24 protein-coding genes and 1 pseudogene are annotated in these 24,606 nt (G+C 74.4%); 11 read left to right on the forward strand and 14 right to left on the reverse strand.

What is annotated here, in order from left to right; genetic code table 11:
- Positions 1-80: 80 nt before the first annotated feature.
- The 3 genes from ACN26Y_RS22765 (at position 81) to ACN26Y_RS22775 (ending at position 1,372) form a co-directional block, all read left to right on the forward strand.
- On the forward strand, positions 81-422 hold the full coding sequence (locus ACN26Y_RS22765) for a cupin domain-containing protein (protein WP_422733491.1): 342 nt from the start codon (positions 81-83) through the stop codon (positions 420-422).
- Between the two features lie 152 nt (positions 423-574).
- Complete coding sequence (locus ACN26Y_RS22770) at positions 575-730, forward strand: hypothetical protein (RefSeq protein ID WP_196255667.1); 156 nt, start codon at positions 575-577, stop codon at positions 728-730.
- A gap of 159 nt (positions 731-889) precedes the next feature.
- On the forward strand, positions 890-1,372 hold the full coding sequence (locus tag ACN26Y_RS22775) for a GNAT family N-acetyltransferase (protein ID WP_366599080.1): 483 nt from the start codon (positions 890-892) through the stop codon (positions 1,370-1,372).
- Between the two features lie 72 nt (positions 1,373-1,444).
- Here the strand turns inward: ACN26Y_RS22775 and ACN26Y_RS22780 are convergent, their stop codons facing one another.
- Positions 1,445-1,930 carry a DUF1992 domain-containing protein gene (locus ACN26Y_RS22780; protein ID WP_366599081.1) on the reverse strand — a complete coding sequence of 162 codons (486 nt, stop codon included), beginning with the start codon at positions 1,928-1,930 and terminating at the stop codon, positions 1,445-1,447.
- 450 nt (positions 1,931-2,380) lie between these two features.
- Here ACN26Y_RS22780 and ACN26Y_RS22785 point away from each other — a divergent pair, with 450 nt between their 5' ends.
- The 3 genes from ACN26Y_RS22785 to ACN26Y_RS22795 all read left to right on the forward strand — a co-directional run bounded on the left by ACN26Y_RS22785 (position 2,381) and on the right by ACN26Y_RS22795 (position 5,893).
- Positions 2,381-3,829, forward strand: a complete 1,449-nt coding sequence (locus ACN26Y_RS22785) for a multicopper oxidase family protein (protein WP_230688723.1) — start codon at positions 2,381-2,383, stop codon at positions 3,827-3,829.
- 166 nt (positions 3,830-3,995) lie between these two features.
- Positions 3,996-5,186 carry a hypothetical protein gene (locus ACN26Y_RS22790; protein WP_422733492.1) on the forward strand — a complete coding sequence of 397 codons (1,191 nt, stop codon included), beginning with the start codon at positions 3,996-3,998 and terminating at the stop codon, positions 5,184-5,186.
- Positions 5,187-5,302: 116 nt separating this feature from the next.
- A complete protein-coding gene (locus tag ACN26Y_RS22795; RefSeq protein WP_155332234.1) occupies positions 5,303-5,893 on the forward strand; it encodes a pyridoxamine 5'-phosphate oxidase family protein in 591 nt (196 codons plus the stop codon).
- 22 nt (positions 5,894-5,915) lie between these two features.
- Here the strand turns inward: ACN26Y_RS22795 and ACN26Y_RS22800 are convergent, their stop codons facing one another.
- Complete coding sequence (locus ACN26Y_RS22800) at positions 5,916-7,397, reverse strand: peptide MFS transporter (protein WP_155332235.1); 1,482 nt, start codon at positions 7,395-7,397, stop codon at positions 5,916-5,918.
- Positions 7,398-7,618: 221 nt separating this feature from the next.
- Here ACN26Y_RS22800 and ACN26Y_RS22805 point away from each other — a divergent pair, with 221 nt between their 5' ends.
- On the forward strand, positions 7,619-7,960 hold the full coding sequence (locus tag ACN26Y_RS22805; protein ID WP_046564157.1) for an RNA polymerase-binding protein RbpA: 342 nt from the start codon (positions 7,619-7,621) through the stop codon (positions 7,958-7,960).
- Between the two features lie 62 nt (positions 7,961-8,022).
- Here ACN26Y_RS22805 and ACN26Y_RS22810 read toward each other — a convergent pair whose 3' ends face one another.
- The 3 genes and pseudogenes from ACN26Y_RS22810 to lnt form a co-directional block, all read right to left on the reverse strand.
- Positions 8,023-8,538 (reverse strand): FxsA family protein, encoded by a 516-nt coding sequence (locus tag ACN26Y_RS22810; RefSeq protein WP_155332236.1) that lies wholly within the window; start codon positions 8,536-8,538, stop codon positions 8,023-8,025.
- A gap of 135 nt (positions 8,539-8,673) precedes the next feature.
- Positions 8,674-9,462, reverse strand: a complete 789-nt coding sequence (locus ACN26Y_RS22815; RefSeq protein WP_155332237.1) for a polyprenol monophosphomannose synthase — start codon at positions 9,460-9,462, stop codon at positions 8,674-8,676.
- A gap of 74 nt (positions 9,463-9,536) precedes the next feature.
- Positions 9,537-11,176, reverse strand: a pseudogene (gene lnt, locus ACN26Y_RS22820) (apolipoprotein N-acyltransferase).
- Between the two features lie 588 nt (positions 11,177-11,764).
- Here lnt and ACN26Y_RS22825 point away from each other — a divergent pair.
- Positions 11,765-13,141: a PhoX family protein gene (locus ACN26Y_RS22825; protein ID WP_422733493.1), complete on the forward strand. Its 1,377-nt coding sequence runs from the start codon at positions 11,765-11,767 to the stop codon at positions 13,139-13,141.
- A gap of 76 nt (positions 13,142-13,217) precedes the next feature.
- Here the strand turns inward: ACN26Y_RS22825 and ACN26Y_RS22830 are convergent, their stop codons facing one another.
- Genes ACN26Y_RS22830 through ACN26Y_RS22855 form a run of 6 tightly spaced genes read right to left on the reverse strand, consistent with a single transcriptional unit; the run spans position 13,218 to position 19,934 of the window.
- Complete coding sequence (locus tag ACN26Y_RS22830; RefSeq protein WP_422733494.1) at positions 13,218-14,561, reverse strand: glutamate mutase L; 1,344 nt, start codon at positions 14,559-14,561, stop codon at positions 13,218-13,220.
- A complete protein-coding gene (locus ACN26Y_RS22835) occupies positions 14,558-14,950 on the reverse strand; it encodes a hotdog domain-containing protein (RefSeq protein ID WP_155332240.1) in 393 nt (130 codons plus the stop codon). The genes ACN26Y_RS22830 and ACN26Y_RS22835 overlap by 4 nt, the downstream gene beginning before the upstream one ends.
- Complete coding sequence (locus ACN26Y_RS22840) at positions 14,947-15,708, reverse strand: OAM dimerization domain-containing protein (protein ID WP_155332241.1); 762 nt, start codon at positions 15,706-15,708, stop codon at positions 14,947-14,949. The genes ACN26Y_RS22835 and ACN26Y_RS22840 overlap by 4 nt, the downstream gene beginning before the upstream one ends.
- Entirely contained in the window at positions 15,705-17,264 is a 1,560-nt protein-coding gene (locus ACN26Y_RS22845; protein ID WP_422733495.1) for a lysine 5,6-aminomutase subunit alpha, read from the reverse strand. The genes ACN26Y_RS22840 and ACN26Y_RS22845 overlap by 4 nt, the downstream gene beginning before the upstream one ends.
- 49 nt (positions 17,265-17,313) lie before the next feature.
- Positions 17,314-18,879, reverse strand: a complete 1,566-nt coding sequence (locus ACN26Y_RS22850; protein WP_155332243.1) for an amidohydrolase — start codon at positions 18,877-18,879, stop codon at positions 17,314-17,316.
- A 5-nt stretch (positions 18,880-18,884) separates the two neighbouring features.
- On the reverse strand, positions 18,885-19,934 hold the full coding sequence (locus tag ACN26Y_RS22855; protein ID WP_196255934.1) for a zinc-binding alcohol dehydrogenase: 1,050 nt from the start codon (positions 19,932-19,934) through the stop codon (positions 18,885-18,887).
- A gap of 156 nt (positions 19,935-20,090) precedes the next feature.
- On the opposite strand from ACN26Y_RS22855, the gene ACN26Y_RS22860 reads away from it, so the two are divergent.
- Together ACN26Y_RS22860 and ACN26Y_RS22865 are read left to right on the forward strand one after the other, a co-directional pair.
- The gene (locus ACN26Y_RS22860) at positions 20,091-21,497 is read left to right on the forward strand and encodes a KamA family radical SAM protein (RefSeq protein ID WP_422733496.1); all 1,407 of its coding nucleotides are present in this window, start codon (positions 20,091-20,093) and stop codon (positions 21,495-21,497) included.
- 92 nt (positions 21,498-21,589) lie between these two features.
- Positions 21,590-22,738, forward strand: coding sequence for a low temperature requirement protein A (locus tag ACN26Y_RS22865; RefSeq protein WP_422733497.1), 1,149 nt, complete (start codon positions 21,590-21,592; stop codon positions 22,736-22,738).
- Here ACN26Y_RS22865 and ACN26Y_RS22870 read toward each other — a convergent pair.
- Together ACN26Y_RS22870 and ACN26Y_RS22875 are read right to left on the reverse strand one after the other, a co-directional pair.
- The gene (locus ACN26Y_RS22870) at positions 22,716-23,048 is read right to left on the reverse strand and encodes a YnfA family protein (RefSeq protein ID WP_155332247.1); all 333 of its coding nucleotides are present in this window, start codon (positions 23,046-23,048) and stop codon (positions 22,716-22,718) included. The genes ACN26Y_RS22865 and ACN26Y_RS22870 overlap by 23 nt on opposite strands.
- Positions 23,049-23,193: 145 nt before the next feature.
- Positions 23,194-23,376 (reverse strand): CsbD family protein, encoded by a 183-nt coding sequence (locus tag ACN26Y_RS22875; RefSeq protein ID WP_155332248.1) that lies wholly within the window; start codon positions 23,374-23,376, stop codon positions 23,194-23,196.
- A 165-nt stretch (positions 23,377-23,541) separates the two neighbouring features.
- On the opposite strand from ACN26Y_RS22875, the gene ACN26Y_RS22880 reads away from it, so the two are divergent.
- Complete coding sequence (locus ACN26Y_RS22880) at positions 23,542-24,153, forward strand: histidine phosphatase family protein (RefSeq protein WP_422733498.1); 612 nt, start codon at positions 23,542-23,544, stop codon at positions 24,151-24,153.
- Here the strand turns inward: ACN26Y_RS22880 and ACN26Y_RS22885 are convergent.
- Entirely contained in the window at positions 24,083-24,589 is a 507-nt protein-coding gene (locus ACN26Y_RS22885; protein ID WP_155332250.1) for an Lrp/AsnC family transcriptional regulator, read from the reverse strand. The genes ACN26Y_RS22880 and ACN26Y_RS22885 overlap by 71 nt on opposite strands.
- Positions 24,590-24,606: the final 17 nt, after the last annotated feature.

The raw sequence follows: 24,606 nt of genomic DNA on the forward strand, positions 1-24,606 counted from the left end.
TGGAGGGTCCGTCCACCGCAGACCACCGGTGCGTCGGTGGCCGGCGCGGCCGGAGCGGACCGGTGGATAGGGTCGCCGCCATGCAGATCATCAAAGGTGCCGGTGAGTGGGCGGAGCCGGCTGAGGCGGCCGCCAACGACTGGGCCGAGCACCTGCGGGTGCCGGACCTGTCCGTCGGTACGTACCGCATCCCGGCCGGCGGTGTCGACGACCAGAGCCCGCACACCGAGGACGAGATCTACCTGGTGACCGCGGGGCGGGCCCGGATCGTGACGCCGGACGGCGAGGCGCACGTCGGTCCCGGCGCGGTGATCTTCGTCCCGGCCGGCGAGGAACACCGCTTCGTGGACGTCACCGAGGACCTCACGCTCCTGGTCGTGTTCGGCCCGGCCTACGGCTCCCGCGCGGACCGCCGGAGCTGACCGTCTCCGGTTCCGCGACGGCATCACCGACCGCCGCGTACGCCTCAGGGATGACGGAATCGATTGACATTCGATAGGTAACGGGTGATAGTCGATATATGCGTGTGATGCATCCCGCGTCGCTGCGCGCCGGTCTTTCGAAGGGGCACCCCATGAAGTACCTCCTCGCCATCCTCGCCGTCGCGATCGGCGTCGCCGCGGTCGTCTACGGGGAGTCCGACGACTCGCCGGGCCTCCAGCTCCTGGGCGCCGTGCTCGTCCTCGCCGCCGTCGGGTACGGCGTGCGGATGGCCGTACGGAGCCGGTAGCGGCACCGCCGCCGTCCCGTAGACTGGCGCGCATGGAGTGCTTCGCCGCCGGGCGTACCCGCCGCTGAGGGCCGCCGCGCGCCGCTGTGACCGGCCGCGCGGGGCCCGGATGACGCCTTTCTGTCCGGCTTCATTCCTCCAGTGACGAGGTGCACTTCCATGCGCATCCGCGCGTTCCGCCAGGACGACCTGGCACCCCTGACCAACCTGACCATCGAGACGTTCCGGCCGTTCTACGAGGACTACTTCCGTCCCCTGGTGGGCGAGGTGATCTTCGCCAACCAGCACGGTGCCTGGCGGGACGACTACCGAACGCAACTCGCCGGGCTGCACGCCCCCGAGGAACACCGGCACGTCGCGGTCGCCGAGATCGACGGAACCATCGCCGGGTACGTGGCCTGGAGCGTCGATCCGGCCCGGCGCAACGGGACCGTCACGATCCTCGCCGTGTCGGCCGCGTACCGCCGGCACCACCTGGGCACGGCGCTCTGCGAACACGCCTTCGACGAGCTGCGGGCCCTGGGTGCCGAGGTGGTCGAGATCGGCACCGGCAGCGACCCGTTCCACGCGCCGGCGCGGGCTCTGTACGAGCGGCTCGGCTGCACGGAGCTTCCGATCGCGGTCTACTACCGGCAGTTGTGACCGGAACCGCTGCGGGACGGGCGCGGGCCCGTCCCGCAGCGGGCCGCTCCGTCGCAGTTCGCCGAGGCGTCGTCAGGCTGCCGCGCGGGGGCGCCACGGCAGGCGCCACCACCGTCGGGTCGGCCGCGCCCGGGCCGTGGCCACCGTCGGCGGCGCCGGACGGATGGCGGCCTGCTGCCGCTCCGCGCGCCAGCGGCGGACCACCTCGTCGACGTTGACCGGCCGCACGACGACCTGCGGGCCGGTGGGTGTGCGCAGCCAGGCGACGATCTGCGCATTGAGCGCGCCGACGTACCCGCGGACCGCCTCCTCCGTGGGCAGGTCCCGCACCTCGTCGGGCACCCGCTCGATCCGGCGGCGCAGTTGCAGCGGCGTCGGCAGCAGCAGGTCGGTGGGCAGCGCCTCCCGCTCCAGGAAGCTCTTGATCCACCACGACTCGTCGTACGGCTGGTCGCGGCCGGGAATGGGCCTGCCGGCGCCGGGCAGGTTGTCGAACTCGCCCCGCTCCTGAGCGGCGCGGATCTGCGCCTCGACCGTCGCCTCCCACCGTGCCTCCACCCGGCCCCACCTCCCCGACCACGGTAGCGCGCACGCGCGCGGTCCCCGTCCAGCCGCAACCCGCCCCACCCTCGTCGATCTTGCGATTGTCACCTGGACAAACCACGCGGCCCGGGAGGATTCCACGACGCCGAGGCAGGACCGACGGCGCGTGGGCGCGGGAGGCGGCGCGCCTCGACACCGAGGGTCAGCCGGCCCTTGCCGGCAGGCCGGGAACAGGGCGGACCGCGAACACGGCGGGGCAGGGACGCGGCGGGACGTGGTGGGGCGGGCGGGACGCGGTCCCGGGAGCCGGGCGCGTACCGCTCCAGCAGCGAGCCCGAGCGCGCGTCGAGTGCGCAACGGGCGCCGGTTGGTTGCATCGCCCGCGGCCGGTCGAGCCGGGAGCCACCGGCCCGACCGGCGCCTCATCGTGAGCGGGTGCCGGGCACCCAGGGGGAGGAGCAGACAGTGGACAGACGACGCCTCATCACCCTCGGTGGTCTGGCCGCCGGGGGTGCGGTCCTGCTGCCGGGCTGCGGTGGCCGGACGACGTCCGGGCGCGCCACGCACACCGCGCACCACCACCACGGCGCCGGTGGCGGCGGAGCCGGTCGGGCGGCGGCGGTCGACCCGTTCACCGTCCCGATGCCGGTGCCGCCGGTGCTGCGCCCGACCGCCGTCCTAGGCGGAATGGAGGTCTACGACGTGGCCGTGCGGCACACCACGACGGAGATCGTGCCGGGGCTGACCACCCCGGTTCTCGGCTACAACGGGCGGTTCGTCGGCCCCACCATCCGCGCGAGGCGTGGACGGCCGGCGGTGGTGCGCGTACGCAACGAGATGCACCACGCGACGAACGTGCACCTGCACGGTGGTGTCGTGCCCGCGTCCAGCGACGGACACCCGTCGGACGCGATCACGCCGGGTGGTTGGCGCGCCTACCACTACCCGAACCGCCAGCGTGGGGCGACGCTGTGGTACCACGACCACAGCCACCACATGGAGGCCGAGCACGTCTACCGTGGTCTGCACGGGTTCTACCTGATCGACGACGACGCCGAGCGGGACCTGCGGCTGCCCTCCGGCCGGTACGACATCCCGATCATGCTGCGTGACGCGCTGGTGGGCGACGACGGCACACTGGTGTTCGACCCGGCGCGGTGGGCCGACCGGCGGACGATCCTGGTCAACGGCAAGCCCCAGCCGGTGCTGCGGGTGGCCGCCCGCCGCTACCGGCTGCGGCTGCTCAACGCCTCCGCGCACCGGATCTTCCGCCTGGCCCTGGCCGGCGCGGACCTGGTGCAGATCGCCAGCGACGGCGGGTTGCTGCCGGCGCCGGTGCCGCGGTCCGAGCTGTCCCTGACCCCGGCGGAACGCGCCGAGATCGTCGTGGACTTCCGGCAGCAGCCGGTCGGCACCCGGCTGGTGCTGGAGGACACGTCCGGTCCGGTGCTCGCCTTCGACGTGGCCGCCGAGGCGGACGACGACAGCCGGCTGCCGGACCGGCTGCGCGCGCTGCCGCCACTGGGCACGGCGACCACGGTCCGTGACGTGACCCTCAGCTTCAACCCGGGCTCGACCACATTCACGATCAACGGCCAGGTGTTCGACGCGGCCCGCGTCGACGCCCGGATCCCCCTCGGCAGCACCGAGATCTGGCGGGTCACCAACGCCGACACGGCCTTCGGCATCACCCACAACCTGCACCTGCACCTGGTGCAGTTCCGGGTGCTCGACCGCGACGGTGTGCCGCCCGGGCCCGGCGAGGCCGGGCTGAAGGACACGGTGGCGGTGCCGCCCGGGTCGACCGTCCGCGTGCAGGCGACCTTCACGGGGTTCACCGGCCGCTACGTCTACCACTGCCACTTCCTGGAGCACGCCCAGGCCGGCATGATGGCGCAGTTCGAAGTGGTGTGAGCGGCCCGCCGGCCCGGTCGTCGCACCGGCGCCCGGGCCGGCGGCCGGCTCCGCCCGCTCCGGGACCGGGCGCGGGACGCCGCGTGCCGGCGGTACGCCCGGTGCGACCGCCGGGGGCGTCCACCGCACGGGCGTGACCGCCGGGCCGGACTACACTTCCGGTCCCATGGACGAGCAGGCCGCCCTCACCGACACCCGTCCCTGCGCCCACTGTGGTCGGCAGGTGCCGCAGCGGGCCGGCGCGGGCCGGCCGTTCCGCTACTGCCGGGACAACGACGGCGCCTGCCAGCGGGCCGCCCGCAACGGCCGGATGCGCCACCGCAACGCCCCGGGCCTGCCCGGGCAGGTGGCCCGCACCTGGGAGGCGGTGGACCGGCTCGACCAGATCGTGGAGACCCTGACCGAGGCGCTGCACGCCGAACTGTCGCCGGTCGGGGTGGAGCGGCAGCTCGCCCAGGCACGCGCCGACGCGGCCACGCAGGTGGCGGCGGCGCAGACCGAGCGGGACGAGGCGCGCCGCGACGCGGAGGACGCCGCCGCGTCCGCCGTCCGCGCCCGGGAGTCGGCGCGGGCCGCCGCGGCCGAGCGGGACGCCGCCCGCGCCGACGCCGGGCGGGCCGCCGAGGAGGCCACCGCGGCCGTGGCGCGGGCCGACCGGGCCGAGCAGGCTCGGGACGCCGCGCGCCGGGAGGCCGGCGCCGCCGAGGCGCTGCGGGTCCAGGCGGAGCGGGACCGCGACGCCGCGCGGGCGGAGCTGCGGACGCTGCGCGCCGACCTGGAGGCCGAGCGGCGGCGCGCCGCCGACCTCGCCGGGGAACGCGACGCCGCCCGCGCCGACGCCGACCGGGCCACCCGGGCGGCGGCCGAGGCGGTCGAGGCGGCGCAGCACCACCGCGCGGAGGCCGCGCAGGCCCGGGAGGAGGGGGCGCAGGCGCGCCAGCAGGCCGCACAGGCCCGGGAGGAGGTCGCGCAGGCGCGGGCCGACACGGACCGGGCCAGGACGGAGGCCGGGCGCGCACGAGCCGAGGCCGACGCGGCGGTGCAGGTCCGCGAGCGGGCGGTGGTCGACCGGGACCGGGCCGAGGCGGAGCGCCGGCAGGTGGCGGCGGACGCCGAGCGGGCCCGCGCGGACGCGGCGGCGCTCGCCGAGGCGCGGGAGGCGCTGCGCGCCGAGCTGGCCGCGACCCGGCAGGCCGCGGCCGCCGCCGAGGGCCGGCTGGAGGAGCTGACGGTACGGCTGCGCGCCGCCGAAACCGACCGGGACGAGGCGCACCGGCGCGTCGCCCAGCTGGCCGACCAGGTCGGCCACCTGGCCGCCGCCCTGGCCCGCCGCGAGGCCGCGACACCGGCCGGCTGACCGTCGTCCGCCGGTGGACGGTGGTCGGCGCGGAACGCGAAGCCCTCGGCCGGTGGCGACCGGCGTCACGACCGGCGGGGCAGCGGGGCCCGACCGGCGGGGAGGACGATGGCGGCATGGGAAAGACGTACGAGCGCATCGACGGTCGGCTGCGGACGTTCATCGAGGACCAGCCGATGTTCTTCACGGCGACCGCGCCGCTGGCCGCCGACGGCACGGTGAACCTGTCCCCGAAGGGGCTGCGCGGCTCGTGGGCCGTCCTGGACGAGCGCACGGTGGCGTACCTGGACTTCGCCGGCAGCAACGCCGAGACCGTCGCCCACCTGCGGGAGAACGGCCGGATCACGCTGATGTGGTGCGCGTTCACCGGCCCGCCGAACATCGTGCGGGTGCACGGGCGGGGCGAGCCGGTGTTCCGCGACGACCCGCGGTGGCGGGACCTGATCGGCCACTTCCCCGACATCGACACCACGCTGCACGGGCTGCGGGCGATCATCGTGGTGCGGGCGGAACTGATCCGGGACACGTGCGGATACGCGGTGCCGTTCATGACGTACGACGCCGACCGGGATCTGCATGCGCGGCGGTTCGCCCGGGAGGACGACGCCTCACTGGACGCCTACTTCACCGGCAAGGAGCACGTGGCGACCAGCATCGACGGGCTGCCGGGGTTGCCGCTGCCGCTGCCGCCCACCCCGACCCGCTGACCGGGCGGCGGCCCGGGCGGGGTCAGTGGATGCCGACCATCAGGCCGCGGATGTGCCGGGTGAACATGACCGCGCCCAGACCGAGGGCCACCGACGCCAGTCCGAAGGTCAGGAAGTAGGTCGGCGCCGCCCACGTCTCGGCCAGCCGGGCGACCTGACCGCCGATGGCGTCGCCGACGGCGGTGGCGAGGAACCACAGGCCCATCATCTGGCTGGCGTACTTGACCGGCGCCAGCTTCGTGGTGGCGGACAGACCGACCGGGCTCAGCGCCAGTTCACCGGCGACCTGGATCGCGTACACGGCCACCAGCCACCACGGCGAGACCAGGTCGCCGCCGACGGCGGCCTGCGCGGCGGCGGCCATCAGCACGAACGACAGACCGTTGAGCACCAGGCCCACGGCGAACTTCAGCGGGGTGGAGACGCGGTGGCCGAGGCGTGTCCACAGCAGCGCGGCCAGCGGCGCCCCGATGATGATCAGGATCGGGTTGACCGATTGGAGCCAGGATGCGGGGAAGGTGAACCCGGCGACGGTCCGGTCGGTGTTGTCGGCGGCGAAGACGTTGAGCACCGATCCGGCCTGGTCGTAGATGAGCCAGAACGCGGCGGCGAAGACGAACAGCCACACGTACGCCTTCATCCGGCTGCGTTCGGTGGGACTGAGTTCCCGGTCGACCATGATCCGGGCGAAGTAGCCGACGGTGACGAGCACGGTGACGGCGGTGAGCAGGTTGACGACGGTGTCGACGGTGAACAGCCCGGCCAGCGCGAGCGCGGCCACCACCAGCGCCACGCCGGCGGCCGCGATGCCGATGCGAGTCAGGGCGCGACGGCGGTCGGCGCCGAGCAGCGGGTCGGCCGGACGGGCGCCGGCGTCGCCGAGGCCGCGTCGGCCCAGCACGTACTGCAGGACACCGAAGGTCATGCCGACGGCCGCCGCCCCGAACCCCAGGTGCCAGTTGACCTTCTCGCCGAGGAACCCGCAGATCAGCGGCGCGATGAACGCGCCCAGGTTGATGCCCATGTAGAAGATGGCGAAGCCGGCGTCGCGGCGCGGCGAGTCCCGGTCGTACAGGTCACCGACCATGGTGGAGATGTTGGGTTTGAGCAGGCCGGTGCCGAGCACGATGAGGGTCATGCCGGCGAAGACGCTCCACCGGGTGGGGATCGCCATCACGTAGTGGCCGGCGGCGATGACCACGCCGCCCCACAGCACGCTGCGGCGGGCGCCGATGAGCCGGTCGGCCACCCAGCCGCCGGGCAGCGCCATCAGGTAGACCATCGCGTTGTAGGTGCCGTAGACGGCGTTGGCGGTGGACTCCCCCATGCCCTGCCCCTCGTCGGCGAGCGACGCGGTCAGGTAGAGCACGAGGATGGCCCGCATGCCGTAGAAGCTGAACCGCTCCCACATCTCGGTGAGGAACAGCGTGGCCAGGGCCGGCGGGTGACCGAGGAAGGTCCGCCCGGCGGGTGGTCGGGCGGCGACCGGCGTGTCACGGGCCATGACATCCTCCGCAGTCGCTGGGGCGGCTAACATCCCCGTCGACAGCGGAAACACTCCACCGTTTCGGCCCGGCCGGGGACGACCCCGCCGGGCGGTCGTCATGGCCGGCTACCCTTGGACCGGCCCGCCTGCGACCCGGCACCGCGCCGCGGGCGGGAATGGCCCGGCGGACACGAACCGTTACACCAGAAGACAGCACCACGAACGAGGGGAAGACGATCATGGGCGAGCGCATGCTGCGCGGTAGCCGCCTCGGGGCGGTCAGCTACGAGTCCGACCGCAACACGGAGCTCGCGCCGCGTCAGACCCGCGAGTACCTGTGCGCCAAGGGCCACCAGTTCGAGGTGCCGTTCGCCGTCGACGCCGAGGTCCCCACGACCTGGGAGTGCAAGTTCGACGGCAGCGTTGCCCGCCTGGTCGACGGCAGCGAGCCGGAGCAGAAGAAGGCCAAGCCGCCGCGTACCCACTGGGACATGCTGCTGGAGCGGCGGTCGATCGCCGAGCTGGAGGACATCCTCGCCGAGCGGCTGCAGGAGGTCCGCACCCGCCGCGGTCGCGCCTGAGCGGCACCGGACACACGGCGCCCCCGGGGAGGAATCCCCCGGGGGCGCCGTTTCGTGTGCGGTCAGCCCTGGCGGGGCTCGACGATCTCCCCCTCGATGGCCCGCCCGCCGTCGACCACGGTCGGCTCGGCGGTGGGCGGCGGCTGCGGCGTGCCACGGTGGACCCGGACCCGGCGCGGGCCGAACAGGTCACCGGCGACCATCGACGACACCCGGCGCTCCGTGGCGCGTTGCACCCCGGACCGGGCCAGCCGCCGCACCGGCGGCACCAGCAGCAGCAGGCCCAGCGCGCCGCTGAGCAGGCCCGGCGTGGCCAGCAGCAGCGCACCGGCCAGGCCGACGAGCCCGTCGGTGACCTGCCGGCCCGGCGGCTGCGCGGCCTGCGCGGCGGACCGGAAGCCCCGCCAGGCGCGCATGCCCTCGCGGCGCAGCAGCACCAACCCCAGCAGCGACGCGGCGAACACCGCCAGCACCGCCACTCCGAACCCGACGGCCCGCCCGACGGCCACGAACACCGCCAGCTCCGCGACGACCGCCAGCAACAGGGCCAACGGGACGAACCTCAGTCCTCGGCGCATCTCACCTCACCCGCTCGGTAGCGGCACCCCCGAATGTCGGTCTCCGCCGGCTGTCGCCCGGCCCCGGGGGCGTCGTCCACGCCCATCCAGCATGACACGCACGCCACGGACCCGGCGACCGCCGCCCCGGGCTCGCTACGGCCACCGCACCTGGCCGGTGGGGGTGCCGTGCAGTCCCCGGCGTACGGCCTGCCGCCGGTCGGCCACCGCCCACCGGGTGACCCGCCACAGCGCCTCCGCCACGATCCGCGGGCTCATCTTGCTGCTGCCGTGTTCCCGCTCGGCGAACGTGATCGGCACCTCCACGATGCGGACACCGGCCCGGTGGGCGAGGTGGGCCAGCTCCACCTGGAACGAGTACCCCTGCGAACACACCGACCCCAGGTCGATGGCGTCCAGGGCGCTGAGCCGGTACACCCGGTACCCGCCGGTGGCGTCGGACACGGGCACGCCCAGGGCCAGCCGCGCGTACAGGTTGCCGCCGCGCGACAGCAGCAGCCGCCGCAGCGGCCAGTTGAGCACCCGCGCCCCGCGGGCCCACCGCGACCCGATCACCACGTCGGCGTCGCGGGCGGCGGCCAGCAGCGCCGGCAGGTCCTCCGGGGCGTGGGAACCGTCGGCGTCCATCTCCACCACGGCGTCGTAGCCGCGTTCGCGGGCCCACGCGAAACCCGCCAGGTACGCCGCGCCGAGGCCGCGTTCGCCCCGCCGGTGCAGGACGTGCACCCGCGGGTCGGTGCCGGCGAGGGCGTCGGCGACCGCCCCGGTGCCGTCGGGGCTGTCGTCGTCGGCGACGAGGACGTCCACCGCCGGCGCCGTCCGGCGCACCCGCCGCACGACCTGACGAAGGTTGTCCACCTCGTTGTAGGTCGGGATCACCACGAGCACCCGCCCCACCCCGGGGTGACCGGTCTCGTCGCCCACCGTCGCATTCCCCCTCCGCCGGGGTTCCGGCCGCCGCCCCGGCCACGGCCGGGGGCGTCAGCCGGCCCGGGGCGTCAGTCGCCCGCGGCGCGCTCCCGCCGGCGCCGTGTCCCGGCGACCGCGAGGGCCGCCACCGCCAGGGCGGTCAGCGCCACCTCCGGCCACAGTCCGACCCGGGTGGCCGGCGTGCGCCCGTCGGCGAGGCGCAGCTCGCGCACCACGACCGCGCGGGTGTTGAACCCGGTGGCGTCGCTTACCCGCCCGTCCGGGGAGACGAACCCGGACACCCCGACCGTGGAGGCCATCAGCGCCGGCCGGCCGTGCTCGACGGCCCGCAGCCGCACCATGGCCAACTGCTGGCGCGCCTCGGCCACGTCGAAGGTGGCGTTGTTGGTCTGCACCACCAGCAGCTGCGCGCCTGCGGTGACGGTGTCGCGGACGACCTCGTCGTAGGCGACCTCGAAGCAGATGACGTCACCGAGCACGGCGGGACCGGTCCGCAGCACGCCGGGCGTGCTGCCGGGCACGAAGTCGGACCGGACCCGGTCGACCTGCTCGCTGACCATGCGGGCGAGGTCGCGCATGGGCACGTACTCGGCGAACGGCACGGGGTGCCGCTTGGTGTACAGCTGCTCCAGGTCCGGGCCGGTGCCCGGCCGCCACAGCAGCCCCGCGTTGCGCACCTGCCCCGGACCGGGGCCGCGCAGCACCGCGCCGACGAGGATCGGCGCGTCGATCGCGTCGGCGGCCACCTGGATCCGGGCGCCGGCGCCCGCGTCGCGCAGCGGGTCGATGTCGCTGGAGTTCTCCGGCCACACCACCAGGTCGGGGCGGGGCCGGGCGCCGGCGGTGACCTGGGCGGCGAGGTCGACGGTGGCGTCGACGTGGTTGTCGAGCACCGCCTGGCGCTGGGCGTTGAAATCCAACCCGAGCCGGGGCACGTTGCCCTGCACGATCGCGACGGTCACCGGGTCGCCGCCAGCGGCGGCGCCGACCGGCACGAGCAGCCCACCGGCCGGTACGGCCAGCGCGGCGGCGGCCACCACGGCGACCGGCGCCCACCGCCGCTCGCCGGCCGGCCGGCGGCGCGGCTCCTGCCACCACCAGGCGGCGGCGACGAGGAACCCGCCGGTCAGCGCGACCGCGAAGGTGACCAGCGGCGCGCCGCCCAGCGCGGCCAGCCGCAACAGCGGGGAGTCGTCCTGGCTGAACGCCAGCCGGCCCCACGGGAACCCGCCGAACGGGGTGCGGTCGCGCAGCGCCTCCTGCGCCACCCACAGCAACCCGGTCAGCGCGGGCCACGCCCACCGGACACGGTCGGCGAGGGGGGACACCCAGGCGGTGGCCGCGCCGAGCAGCGCCAGGTAGCCCGCCTGCAGCAGCGACAGCAGCACCCACGGCAGGTAGCCGGTGTGCAGGTTGGTCCAGCTGAGCATCGGCGCGAACAGCGCCACCCCGGTCAGGAAGCCCAGCCCGGCGCCGGCGCGCAACCGCCGTCGGTGCGCCGCCGCGGCCAGCAGGGCCACCCCGAGCGGCGCGAGCGGCCACAGCCCGTACGGGGGGAACGCGACCAGCATCGCCGCTCCCCCGGCGACCGCCGCCGCCACGGCCACCGGCAGCGGCAGCGGGCGGGGCGGCGCCACGGCGGGACGCGTCCGCGCGGCCTGCTCCTGGGTCGTCTCCACGGTCGTCACCGGCACCTCACCACGATCACGGGCCGAAGGCTACCCGCCCATGTTGATCCACTCGGAGTCCGTGGCGGTGGGTGTCGCGTACGTCCCGGCCGACCGGTTGCCCGGAGAAACGAAATCGGGGCGCGGCTCGCGCCGCGCCCCGATGCTCCCAGGCCCTTCCCGGCCGGTGGGGCGAGGATGCGGCGCGCCGACCTTCGGACCGACCCGGCGCTGGACTGGCTGCCCCCGCCTGGCCGTTGTCTACTGGCCGTGCCCCTCATCCTGCCCGTACACCGGTAACCGCGGCCGGTTCGCGCCGCCCCGCCGACCCCCGCCCGCTGGACCTGGCCGCCGCGACGAAATGCTCGTGTCGCTCGGCCAGCGGACGAAGGGACGAAGCGAACAACAGCCGCTTCCCGTAGTAGGACTCAAAGACGGTACGTGCTCCCCCCGGGGCGCTGTCAACCCACCCCCGACGAGTCGCGGAGGCCACACCGGCGTGTCGTGTCGGCGAGTCCCGTCGCCCGGCGCTGGGGTGGCGTTCAGCTGAGGTTCACACCGCATCCGGTGACGGCCGTCGCCGCCGCTCCTAGCGTCGGGGCCGACGCACCCGAACACTGGAGGTCGATGTGACACCTGTGCACGGAACGGACCGGCGGGGACTGCTGCGCGGCGGGGTGACCGCCGCGGCGCTGGCGGCGCTCGGCCCGCTGGACGCCCTCGGCGCCCGCACCGCCGGCGCCGCCCCCCTGTCCAAGCTGCCCGCCAGCCCCGACTACGGCCCGCTGTACCCGGTGAAGGACGCCGCCACCGGGTTGGAGCTGCTGCGCCTGCCCCGCGGCTTCGAGTACGTGAGCTACGGCTGGACCGGTGACCTGATGTCCGACGGCATCCGCACGCCCGGCGCGCACGACGGCATGGCCGCGTTCCGCCGCCCGGACGGCCTCGTGTCGCTGGTCCGCAACCACGAGCGCGGCGGCTACACCGGCGCGTTCACCACTCCCGCCTACAACCCGGCCGCCACCGGCGGCACGACCACGGTGGTGTTCGACCCGGACGCCGGGCAGTTCCTCGGCTCGTGGGCGACGCTGTCCGGGACGATCCGCAACTGCGCCGGCGGTCCCACCCCGTGGGGGACGTGGCTGACGTGTGAGGAGACCACCGAGGTCGGCCCGGACGGCACCCGCCACGGGTACGTGTTCGAGGTGCCGCACACCGGCAAGGGCGACCCGCGTCCGCTGCGGCAGATGGGCCGGTTCAGCCACGAGGCGGTGGCCGTGGACCCGGCGACCGGCATCGTCTACCTCACCGAGGACGCCACCCCGTCGGGCCTGTACCGGTTCCTGCCCGCCAGCCGGGGCGAGCTGGCCGCGGGCGGGGTGCTGCAGATGCTGGTGATCCCCACCGCCGACGGCTCCTCGTACTCCACGTACGCCGACGGCACCGGCACGCAGTACCGGGACCTGACGTGGGTGACGATCGACAACCCGGACTACGCGCCGGGCGAGGTGCCGCCGGTGCTGCAGGGTGCGGCGAAGGGCGCCGCGGTGTTCCGCCGCCTGGAGGGCGCCTGGTACGGCAACGAGCGCGTCTACATCGTGTCGACCAGCGGCGGCCCGGCCGGGCAGGGGCAGGTGTTCGAGTACGACCCGGCGGCCGAGCGGATGCGGGTGCTGTTCGCTTCCCCCGACGCGGCGGTGCTGAACAACCCGGACAACATCTGCGTCAGCCCCCGCGGCGGGATCGTGCTGTGCGAGGACGGCAGCTCCGGCGAGTACCTGCACGGCCTCACCACCGACGGGGAGATCTTCCCGTTCGCCCTGAACCAGGTGGTGGTCCCGGCCGGCGGGGTGGCCGGTAAGTCGGTGCCGGCCGGCGACTACTCGGGGTCGGAGTGGTGCGGGTCGACGTTCGAACCGAAGAACGGCAACTGGCTGTTCGTCAACGTGCAGAGCCCCGGCATCACGTTCGCGATCACCGGCCCGTGGCGGCGCGGCTCGCTGTGACGGGCCCGCCCGGCGGACGGAGCTGACCGCCGGGCCAGCCGGGTGTTAACAGGGGCCCCTTGTACAACGCCAGGCGTTAACAGGGGGCCCCTGCTTGCACCCGCAGCGCGAGGGCGCGGGCCGCGGCCGGGTGGTCGGCGGCGAGCAGCCCGGCGGCGGCCAGGACGTAGTCGGCGTCGACGACGGGCCGGGCGGCGCGCGGCAGCGGCCACCCGCCGGCGTGGTCGGCGAGCACCGCGGCCAGCACGGCGGCGGCGTCGGCGGCCGGGGCGTGCCGCAACACCCCGCCGGAGCCGACGAGCAGCTTCACCTCCCGCAGGTCCCGGCCGGCGCGTTCCCCGGTGGCCGCGCCGCGCGCGTGGCGGCGGACGGCCACCGTCGCCGCGAGGGCGGCGATCCGGGCGTCGACCGTCCGCTCGGCCGCGTCGCCGGGCAGGAAACCGGGATCGGCCGCCCGCGCGTGGGCGGCGCCGGCGAGACCGTCCGCCTCGGCCGGGTCGACGAGCCGTTCCTCCACGGCCGCCCGCACCACCCCGGGGGCGCTCCACCGCATCCCCAGGTCACCCTCCACGGTGCGGGCCCGCCACAGGCTGCCGGCGACCTGCCGCGCCGGGCCGGACTCCCGCTCGTCGGGGGTGAGCACCGAGTACACGTCGGTGGTGGCGCCGCCGACGTCGACGACGGCGAGGTCCCCGCCGAGGGTGTCGGCGAGCACCTCCACCCCGGTGAGCACCGCGTCGGGGGTGGCGGCCCGCACCAGCCGCGGGAAGCGGGGGCCGCGGGACAGCCGCTTGCCGCCGATGACGTGCCGCAGGAACACCTCCCGGATCGCCGCCCGCGCGCCGGCGGGCGCGAGCACCCCGATGCGGGGCAGCACGTTGTCGGCGGCCGTGACCGGCACCTTCGCGGCGGCGAGCAGGGCGTGCAGGTCGTCGCGGACGTCGACGTTGCCGGCGAGCACCACCGGCACCCGCCAGCGGGCCTTCGCCAGCCGGGTCGCGTTGTGGGTGAGGGTGTCCGCGTCGCCGCCGTCGGTGCCGCCGACGAGCAGCACCACGTCGGGCCTTGCGGCCCGCAGCGCCGCCAGGTCGGCGGCGCCGAGCCGGCCGGCGGCCACGTGCACCACGTTCGCCCCGGCGGACAGGCCGACCCGCCGGCCCGCCTGCGCGGTGACGAGGTGCTCGTACCCGACGACCGCCAGCCGCAGCCCGCCACCGGCGGACGAGCAGACGTACCAAGGCGCGTCGCGGGCGGGCAGGCCGGCGGTGGCCGCGGCGACGGCCGCGTCGAGGCCGTGCAGCACGTCGCTGGTGACGGTGGTGGGGGCGGCCGCCGCCGCGACGAGCCGGCCGCCGTCGAGGTCGACCACCGCCACCTTCGTGTACGTGGAGCCGACGTCGGCGCAGACGGCGACGTTCACGCCGCCGGGGGGACGACCACGGTGCCGGTGGCGGTGACCGCCACGATCGGCGGGTCGCACACCTCGGCCGCGGACTCGCCCCGGTCGGGGCGGCCCCGGCACACCACCCGCGCCGCGAAGTCGATGGTGCGGCTGCGGGTCCCCACCCGGGTCACCGTGGCCGTCACCTCCAGCACGTCCCCGGCCCGCATCGGCGCCCGGAACTGCACGTCCGAGTAGGAGGCGAACAGGCCCTCGTCGCCGTCGGTGCGGATGCACACCTCCGTCGCGACGTCCCCGAACAGGCCCAGCGCGTACGCCCCGTCGACCAGGTTCCCCGCGTAGTGGGCGTGCGAGTAGGGCACGTACCGCCGGTGCGTCACCGTCACCCCGAGCCGAGGGTCGCTCATGCCTTCACCGTCCTGTTCTCGATCAACGCGTGGACCAGGTAGGACGCCACCTCGCCCGGGGTGGTGCCCCGACCGAAGATCCGGTCCACACCCAGCTCACCGGCCATCGTCTCGTCGAACCGGGGCCCGCCGACGATCAGCAGCGGCCGCTTCCCCGCCGGCATGGCCTCCCGGAACGCCGCCGACATCTCCCGCGTGTTGTGCAGGTGCGCGTCGCGCTGCGTGACCACCTGCGACACCAGCACCGCGTCGGCCCGCTCGGCGCGGGCGGCCTCCACCAGCTCCGGCACACTCACCTGGGCGCCGAGGTTGGTGACCTTCAGCTCCCGGTAGTACTCCAGGCCCTTCTCCCCCGCGATGCCCTTGACGTTGAGGATCGCGTCGATGCCGACGGTGTGCGCGTCGGTGCCGATGCACGCCCCCACCACCGACAGCTTGCGCCGCAGCTTCCCCTTGACGACGGCGTTGACGTCCTTCGCGGACAGCAGCGGGTAGTCGCGCTCCATCACCTGCACCGCGGACAGGTCCACCAGGTGGTTCACCCGCCCGTACACGACGAAGAAGGTGAACCCGTCGCCCATCTGCTTGGCGTGCACCAGCATCGCCGGGTCGATGCCCATCTTCCCGGCGAGCTGGACCGCCGCGCCCTCGGCCCGCTTGTCGTGCGGCACCGGCAGCGTGAACGACACCTGCACCATGCCGTCGCCGGTGGTGTCCCCGTACGGCCGGACGACCTTCTTCTCCGCAGCCGCGCTCACGCCGCCGCCTCCAGGATGTCGGTGGCCGGGTTGTAGTAGTCGGCCTCGTGCCGGGCGACCCCGTCGAGGCCCTTGCCCCGGTCGGCGGGCCGCTTCATGATCCCGAACGTGCCCTCGGCGATCGCGGTGAGCAGCGACTGCTCACCGATGCGCTCCAGCAGGTCCACCGCCTCGCCGAGGACCCGGTGGGCGCGCTGCTGGATGAACCCGCCCGACGCGGGGACGAAGTCCTCGTGCAGCCCGCCCGCCGCGCCCAGCACGTAGCGCACGTTCTGCAGGGCGATGTCCCGGTCGGACAACCACGGCGTCACCACCGCCTCGGTCATCATGCCGACCAGCAGGATGCCCTGCCCGGTCATGGTGCCGACCAGGTTGAAGAACCCGTCGAGCAGGTTGCCGCGGAACACGTCACCGGTCATGTGCTTCGTCGGCGGCATCCACTTCAGCGGCGCGTCCGGGAACAGCTCCCGCGCCAGCAGCGCGTGCGCCAACTCCAACCGCAACGACTCCGGCAGGTCCGGGTTGATCTCGAACGCGTGCCCCAGCCCCAACTGCCAGTCCGCCAACCCGGCCTCGTGCGCGAAGTACTCGTTGAGCAGCTGCGACACCGTCACCGTGTGCGCCTCGTCCACCGCGTCCGCGGTGGTGAGGTAGTTGTCCTCACCGGTGTTGATGATGATCCCCGCCCGGGCGTGCACCTGCCGGGAGAACCGCTGGTCGACGAACGTCCGGATCGGATTGATGTCCCGGAACAGGATCCCGTACATCGAGTCGTTGAGCATCATGTCGAGGCGTTCCAGACCGGCCAGGGTCGCCATCTCCGGCATGCACAGCCCCGACGCGTAGTTCGTCAGCCGCACGTACCGGCCCAGCTCCCGCGACGACTCGTCCAGCGCCGCCCGCATCAGCCGGAAGTTCTCCTGCGTCGCGTACGTGCCGGCGAACCCCTCCCGGGTCGCGCCCTCGGGCACGTAGTCCAGCAGCGACTGCCCGGTGGACCGGATCACCGCGATCACGTCCGCCCCGGCCCGTGCGGCGGCCTGCGCCTGCGGGATGTCCTCGTAGATGTCCCCGGTCGCCACGATCAGGTAGATCCACGGCCGCTGCGCCGGATCCCCGTACCGCTTCACCAGGCGGTCCCGCTCGGCCCGCCGCCGGTCGATCCGCCGGATCCCCGCGGCGACCGCCCGGCGGGCCGCCCGCCGCGCGGCGGTGGCCGCCCTCCCGGTCGGCACCGCGAACCGCACCGACCCGGCGGCGGCCTTCTGCGCCAGCAGCGTCACGTCGGTGATCTGCTCCCGGGCCAGGGCGTCGAACACCGGCACCGCCACCCCGTGCCCCAGACCCACGTCGGCCACCACCGCGTCCACCAGGCGGTTCACCCACGGGATGCCGTCCGGGTCCGCGCCGGCCACCCCGGCCAGCCGCAGCACCGCCCGCTCCACCGACACCGTCGTGTGGCTGCGCGCCAGCTCCACCACCGGCGCACCGGCGCGGGCCGCGAGGGTCCGCGCCCGCGCCACCAGCGCCGGATCCAGATCAAGCTTGGACGTCACGCCGTCACCTCGCTCCGCTCGGCGCCGGCACGACGGGTGGTTCCCTCACTCACGACGACCCTTCCTCATAGATCACCTCACCGCGCAGCACCGTGCGCCGGCACACCGGCAGCGGCGTCGGGTCCTCCGGACCGCGCGCCTCCGGGTCGTCGGACTGCAACACCGGCAGCCCCCGCTCCACCCCGACCGGGGTGTCCCACACCGCGAACGTCGCCGGCGCACCCAACGCGAGGACCCCCTCGGCGTCCAGGTGCACCGCCCGCCACCCGCCGCGGGTGTGCGCGGCGAACGCCGCCCGCACACTCATCCGCTGCGCCGGGTTGTGGTGCGCCGCCGCCGCCCGCACCGACCCCCACGGGTCCAGCGGCGTCACCGGCGAATCCGACCCGAACGCCAACGCCACCCCCACCGAGTGCATCGCCCCCATCGGGTTCGACTCCAGCGACCGGGCAAGGCCCAACCGCGACTCGTACATGCGGCCCGCCCCACCCCACAACCGGTCGAACGCCGGCTGCATCGACGCGACGACCCCGTACTCCACGAACCCGGCGATCAGCCGCTTGCTCATGATCTCCGCGTGCTCCACCCGGTGCCGCGCCGCCCGCACCCGGTCCGTGCCCAGCTTCTCCGCCGCCGCCGCGAACCCGTCCAGCACCGTCGAGATCGCCGCGTCCCCGATCGCGTGGAACCCGCCCTGCAGGCCGTGCGCCGCGCAGTCCAGCAGGTGGTCACGCACCTGCCCGGCCGTCAGGTACCCGTGCCCGCACCCGTCACCGTCCCGGTACGCCGCCGACACGTGCGCCGTCCGCGCCCCCAACGCCCCGTCCGCGAACAGGTCCCCACCGGCGCCCACCGCACCCAGCTCCCGCGCCCGCGCCGCGCCGCTCAGCTCACCCCAGTACCCGTACACCTCCGGCACCCCCGCACCGGAGATCGCCAGCAGACCGGTGAAGTCCTCCTCGTCGGAGATCTCCGGCCCCCCGCACTCGTGCACCGCCGCGACGCCCAACGACGCCGCGTGCTCCAACGCCCTCCGCTGCGCCGCGACCCGCTGCGCCCGCGTCACCGACCCGAACGCCGCCGCCCGCACCACGTGGTGCGCGTCCCGCCGCAGCCACCCCGACCCGTCGTACCCCGCCGCGGCCACCACCTCCGGGCACGCCGCCAGCAACGCCCGCGACACCAGCGCCGAATGGATCGACGCCTGCGACAGGTACACCCGCCGCCCACCGGCCGCCCGGTCCACCTCGTCGGCGTCCGGCGGCCGCGGCACCGCCCACCTCGACTCGTCCCAGCCGTGCCCCAGCACCACCGCGTCCGCCGGCAGCCCCTCCGCGAACGCCGCCACCGCCTCCAGCAGCTCCGCCGCCGAACGCACCGCGGACACGTCCAGCCCCGACAACGCCAGCCCCGTGTCCGTGGCGTGCACGTGCGCGTCCACGAACGCCGGCGTCACCAACGCCCCCGCCAGGTCCACCACCCGGTCGGCGGACGGCGCGTCCGCGTCCGACCCCAACCAGGAGATCCGGCCACCGGACACCAGCAGAGCCGTCGCGCTCGGGTCGGCGGGGCAGTGCAGCACACCGCCGCGGTACAGAGTCGAGGGGTTCGTCATGGCACTCAGTCTGCCGCCAACCGCGCCTCGAACAGCCGGCGCACCCCCGGCTCGGCACGCAGCAGATCCAGCGCGAACTCCGCGTGGCCCGGCACGTACCCGTTGCCCACCAGCATCGTCACGTCCGCCGCCAGACCCTCCGCGCCCAACGCCGCCGCCGCGAAACTCGTCGCCATCGAGAAGAACACCACCGTGCCGCCGTCGGCGGTCGCCAGGACCGCCCCGTGCTCGCACCCCGGCACGTCCACGCACACCACGGTCACGTCCGCCGGCGCCGCCAGCGCCGACGTCACCGCCGTCGACAACGCCACCGGATCCCGGGCGTCGGCCACCGCCACCACGTCCGCCACCCCGGCCGCCGCCAGCGCGTCCCGCTCCGCGTCCACCGGAACCACCCCGACCGTACGGCCGGCGCCGGCCCGCCGCGCCGCCGCGAGCGACAGCGACCCGCTCTTACCGGCACCACCGATCACCGCCACGCTGACCGGCCGGGCATCCCCCTCGCGCGCCCGGCCGGCCACGTACCCCTCCACCACCCGCGCGGTCAGCGCCGGCGCCCCGCACACGTCCAGCACGGCCAGGGACAGCTCCGGGTGCAGATCAGCCGGCAGCACCGCCGCGATCGACCGGGCGAACAGGATCGCGTACCCGTCACACGGCACCTGCTCGCTGCGCCCGTCCCACCGGGCCAGCCCGTCGGTGATGGTCAGCGGCGTCAGGGTCAGCGACACCAGCGTCGCCACCCGGTCCCCCGCCCGCAGGCCCAGCGGCGACCGGCGGCCCACCTCGTCGACGGTGCCGATCAGCATGCCGCCGGACCCGGTCACCGGGTTCTGCATCTTCCCCCGGGTCGACACGATCTCCAGCACCTCGGCACGGACCTTCTCCCCGTCCCCGCCGTGCTTCTCCGACAACTGCCGGAAGCTCGCGGCGTCCAGGTTCAGCCGCTGCACCCGGATCCGCACCTCGTTCGGCGCGATCTGCGGACTCGCGTCGAGCCGCCACGCCGCCTGCGGCAGCACCCCCGCCGGCTCCAGAACGCGGTGCAGACCCACCGGTGACGTCACGCCGACCTCCCTGTCCGGCCGCTCGAAGCCCCGGACAGGGCTCGCGTAGCGGGAAAACTTCCGGCAGACTAGTTTGTTGACCGGATATTTTCCAGTAGCGTACGGGACCACTGATCGCCCGCACCACACCCACGAGGAGGGGCCGTGACCCAGACCCACCCGGTGGAGGCCATCCCCGCGCCCCAGCACGCGCCGGCACCCACCCCCACCGCCGGCCAGCCGTACGAGTACCGCCGCGCCCCCCTCGTCGAACCCGACTGGACCCGCTTCCCCGGCTGGCGCCACATCACCCGCGACCAGTGGGAGAGCGCGCAGTGGCAACGCGTCAACTGCGTCAAGAACATCAAGCAGCTCCGCGCCGTCCTCGGCGACCTCGTCGACGAGACCTTCTACGCCGACCTCGAGACCGATCAGAAGAACCTGGCCACCATGTCCATGCTGGTGCCACCCCAGATGCTCAACACCATGGTGCCGTTCGCGCCCATGACCACCGAGGCCCTCTACGCCGACCCCATCCGGCGCTACATGATCCCCGTCGCCTCCGACCGGCGCACCGACTGGCCCTCACACCCCTACGCCAGCCGCGACAGCCTCCACGAGCACGACATGTGGGTCGCCGAAGGCCTCACCCACCGCTACCCCACCAAGGTCCTCGCCGAACTGCTCTCCACCTGCCCGCAGTACTGCGGCCACTGCACCCGCATGGACCTCGTCGGCAACTCCACCCCCGCCGTCGACAAGCTCAAACTCACCCTCAAGCCCGTCGACCGCTACGACGCCCACATCACCTACCTCAAGGCCCACCCCGGCGTCCGCGACGTCGTCGTCTCCGGCGGCGACGTCGCCAACGTGCCGTGGCGCAACCTCGAGTCCTACCTGATGCGGCTCCTCGACATCGAGACCGTCCGCGACATCCGCCTCGCCACCAAGGCCCTCATGGGCCTCCCCCAGCACTGGCTCCAGCCCGACGTGGTCGAGGGCCTCGAACGGGTCGCCCGCACCGCCGCCCGACGCGGCGTCAACCTCGCCATCCACACCCACGTCAACCACGCCCAGTCGCTCACCCCGCTGGTCGCCAAGGCCGCCCAGACCGCCCTCGACGTCGGCGTCCGCGACGTCCGCAACCAGGGCGTCCTCATGCGCGGCGTCAACGCCACCGCCCCCGACCTGCTCGACCTCTGCTTCGCCCTCCAAGGCGAGGCGGGCATCCTGCCGTACTACTTCTACATGTGCGACATGATCCCCAACGCCGAACACTGGCGGGTCCCCGTCTGGCACGCCCAGCAACTCCAGCACGACATCATGGGCTACCTGCCCGGCTACGCCACCCCGCGCATCGTCTGCGACGTCCCCTTCGTCGGCAAGCGCTGGGTCCACATGCTCACCGAGTACGACCGCGACCGCGGCATCTCCTACTGGACCAAGAACTACCGCACCTCCATCGAGTCCGCCGACCTGGAGGCCCTCAACAAGCGGTACGCCTACTACGACCCGATCGACACCCTGCCCGAGGCCGGCCAGGCCTGGTGGCACGCCCACCGCAACGACTGAACCGCACCACCCGTCACCCCCGAGCCCACCGCCGGCCCGGGGGTGACGCCATTTCCACCGCCGGAGGCCCCACCAGCCGTTAGCGTCGCGCCATGGGGAACCAACCCCGGGACACCGACACCGCCGAGCGCGCCACCCCCGTCGAAATCTTCTTCGACGTCGTCTTCGTCCTCACCGTCGTTCAGCTCGCCAACCTGCTCGAACACGACCTCGACTGGACCGGCGCCGGCCGGACCGTCCTGATCCTCGGCCTGCTCTGGTACCTCTACAGCGGCTACGTCTGGCTGACCAACCACGTCCCACCCCACCGCCCCGCCCGCAAGCTCCTCCTCTTCGGCGGCATGGGCGGCTTCCTGCTCACCGCCATCGCCGTCCCCGACGCCTTCGCCGGCAGCGGCCTGCTCTTCGGCATCGGCTACCTGATCGTGGTCAGCGTCCACGTCGGCCTGTTCAGCCGTAGCACCGCCCGGCCCGCCGTCCGCCGATTCGCCCCCTACAACCTCGGCGGCGCCGCGCTCATCCTCGCCGCCGGCCTGCTCACCGGGCCGATCGTGCCGATCCTGTGGGTCACCGCCATCTTCACCCAGACCGTCCTGCCCTACCTGCTGCCCGGCCACTCCTGGCTCGGCAGTGCCGCGAGCTTCCACATCCGCCCCGCCCACTTCGTCGAACGGCACGGCCTGCTCGTCATCGTGGCCCTCGGTGAGACCGTCGCCGCCATCGGCATGGGCGCCCCGCTGGACCACATCAGCCCCGCCATCGCCGGCGCCGTCGTGATGGCCCTCGCCCTCCCCGCCGCGCTCTGGTGGACCTACTTCACCGACACCGCAGCCAGCGAAGCGGCCCTCGACCGCGCCGACGAGGCAGCCCGAAGCCGCATGTCCGCCCGCGCCTACATCCTCACCCACTTCGTGCTGCTGCTCGGCATCATCGCCACCGCCACCGGCCTGCACGCCGTGGTGGCCCACCCCGACAACCCCGCCGGCTGGCCCGCCGCGCTCGCGCTCACCGCCGGCGTGGCCCTGTTCCTCACCGCCATCGCCGACATCCGCCACAGCCTCGGCGTCGCGCGTACCGGCAGCCGCCTCGCCACCGCCGCGCTGGTCCTGGCCACCACCCCGGTCGGCGCGGCCGTCAACTCCGCCCTGCACCTGGCCGTCGTGATCGTGCTGATGATCGTGATGCTGCGGATCGACGGGCACCGCCCCGCCGTGCCGGTCAGCCCCGCGGCGCGTACATGATCACCGCGACACCCACCAGGCAGATCGCCGCGCCCACCAGGTCCCACCGGTCCGGGCGGAACCCGTCCACCAGCACCCCCCACACCAGCGAACCCGCCACGAACACGCCCCCGTACGCGGCCAGGATCCGCCCGAAGTGCGGGTCCGGCTGGAACGTCGCCACGAACCCGTACGCGCCCAGCGCCAGCACCCCCGCCGCCACCCACCACAGGCCCCGGTGCTCCCGCCAGCCCTGCCACACCAGCCACGCGCCACCGATCTCGGCCAACGCGGCCAGCACGAACAACACCAGGGAACGCGCCACGGTCACGGACAGCGACCCTACCGCCCGACGGTGAGCCGGCGTCCGGGTACCTCGGACACGACGACGGACCCCGGGACGTCGCCCCGGGGTCCGCCGTGCCCCGCGTCAGCGGGTGGCCGCGCCGTCGCGCCCGGCCTGATCCTGCTCGTCGTCACTCCTTGATGTCGCGACCCGCCGGCCGGGCCTGCTCGCCCGTCTGCCGGGCCCGCGCGGCGTCCTGTTGCGTGGCGCCCTCGGAACGCATCCGCTCGTTGTGCGTCGCGTCGCCGATGCGTTCCTTCGCGACGCCGGTCATCTCGTCGACCTTGTTCCTGGCCTTGTCGGTGAAGCCCATCGTCCGCTCCCCTCGGTCGAGTCCGGCCTTCCATAGCGGGTTCCCGCCGTCGCCGTGGACATGCCGGGTCGTCGTGACCGGCCGCACCCCGCGTAGGGCATCCTAGGAAGATAGTTTGATAGCGTCGCGGTGCGCACCTGCCGGAACGAGTGGTTGACTGGACGAATGGGCGAGATCCTCCTCATCCGGCACGGCGAGACGACCTGGAGCGCCAGCCACCGGCACACCTCGTACACCGATCTCGCGCTGACCCCCGACGGCGAGCGGCAGGCCCGCGCGCTCGGCGAACTCCTCGCCGGCCGGCGGTTCGCCGCGGTGCGCACCAGTCCGCGCACCCGGGCCCTGCGCACCGCCCAGCTCGCCGGCCTCACCGGCACCCGCGTCGACGAGGACCTCGCCGAATGGCACTACGGCGAGTACGAGGGCCGCACCACCGCCGAGATCCGCGAGGACCGGCCGGACTGGTCGATCTGGACCGACGGCGCCCCCGGCGGCGAGTCACCCGACCAGGTGGCCGCCCGGCTGGACCGGGTCCTCGAGCGGGTCACCCCGCTGCTCGACCACGGCCCGGTCGCGCTCGTCGGCCACGCCCACAGCCTGCGCGTCGCCGGCGCCCGGTGGATCGGCCTGCCGCCCGTCGCCGGCGGCCGGCTGCGGCTCGACACCGCCACCGTCAGCGTCCTCGGTCACGAGCACGGCCGGCAGGTCATCCTGCGGTGGAACCAGCCGCCTCCCCCGCCACCCGGGCCCGCGGCCGAGACGGCGGCTCGCCACTGATCTTCGGCGGCCGGTTCTCGTACGGCGTGGACAGCACCACCGTCGTACGGGTCGTCACGTTCGCCGACGTGCGGATCTCCTGAAGCACCCGCTCCAGGTCCTGCGGGCCGGCCACCCGCACCAGCAGCAGGTAGAAGTCCTCCCCCGCCACCGAGTAGCAGGAGTCGATCTCCGGCAGGTGGGCCAGCCGCTCCGGCGCGTCGTCCGGCTGCGACGGATCGAACGGGCGGATCGCCACGAACGCCGTCAACGGCAGGTCCAGCGCCTCGAAGGAGACGCGGGCCGCGTACCCCTTGATCACACCGCGCTGCTCCAACCGGCGGACCCGCTGGTGCACGGCGGACACCGACAGGCCCACCTTCTCCGCAAGGTCGGTGTACGACAGCCGGCCGTCGGCGGTCAGCGCGGCGACGATGGCACGGTCGATCTCCTCCACGGCAGTCAACCTACATG

It is taken from the genome of Micromonospora sp. WMMD558, assembly GCF_049315255.1.
Classification (GTDB): domain Bacteria; phylum Actinomycetota; class Actinomycetes; order Mycobacteriales; family Micromonosporaceae; genus Micromonospora.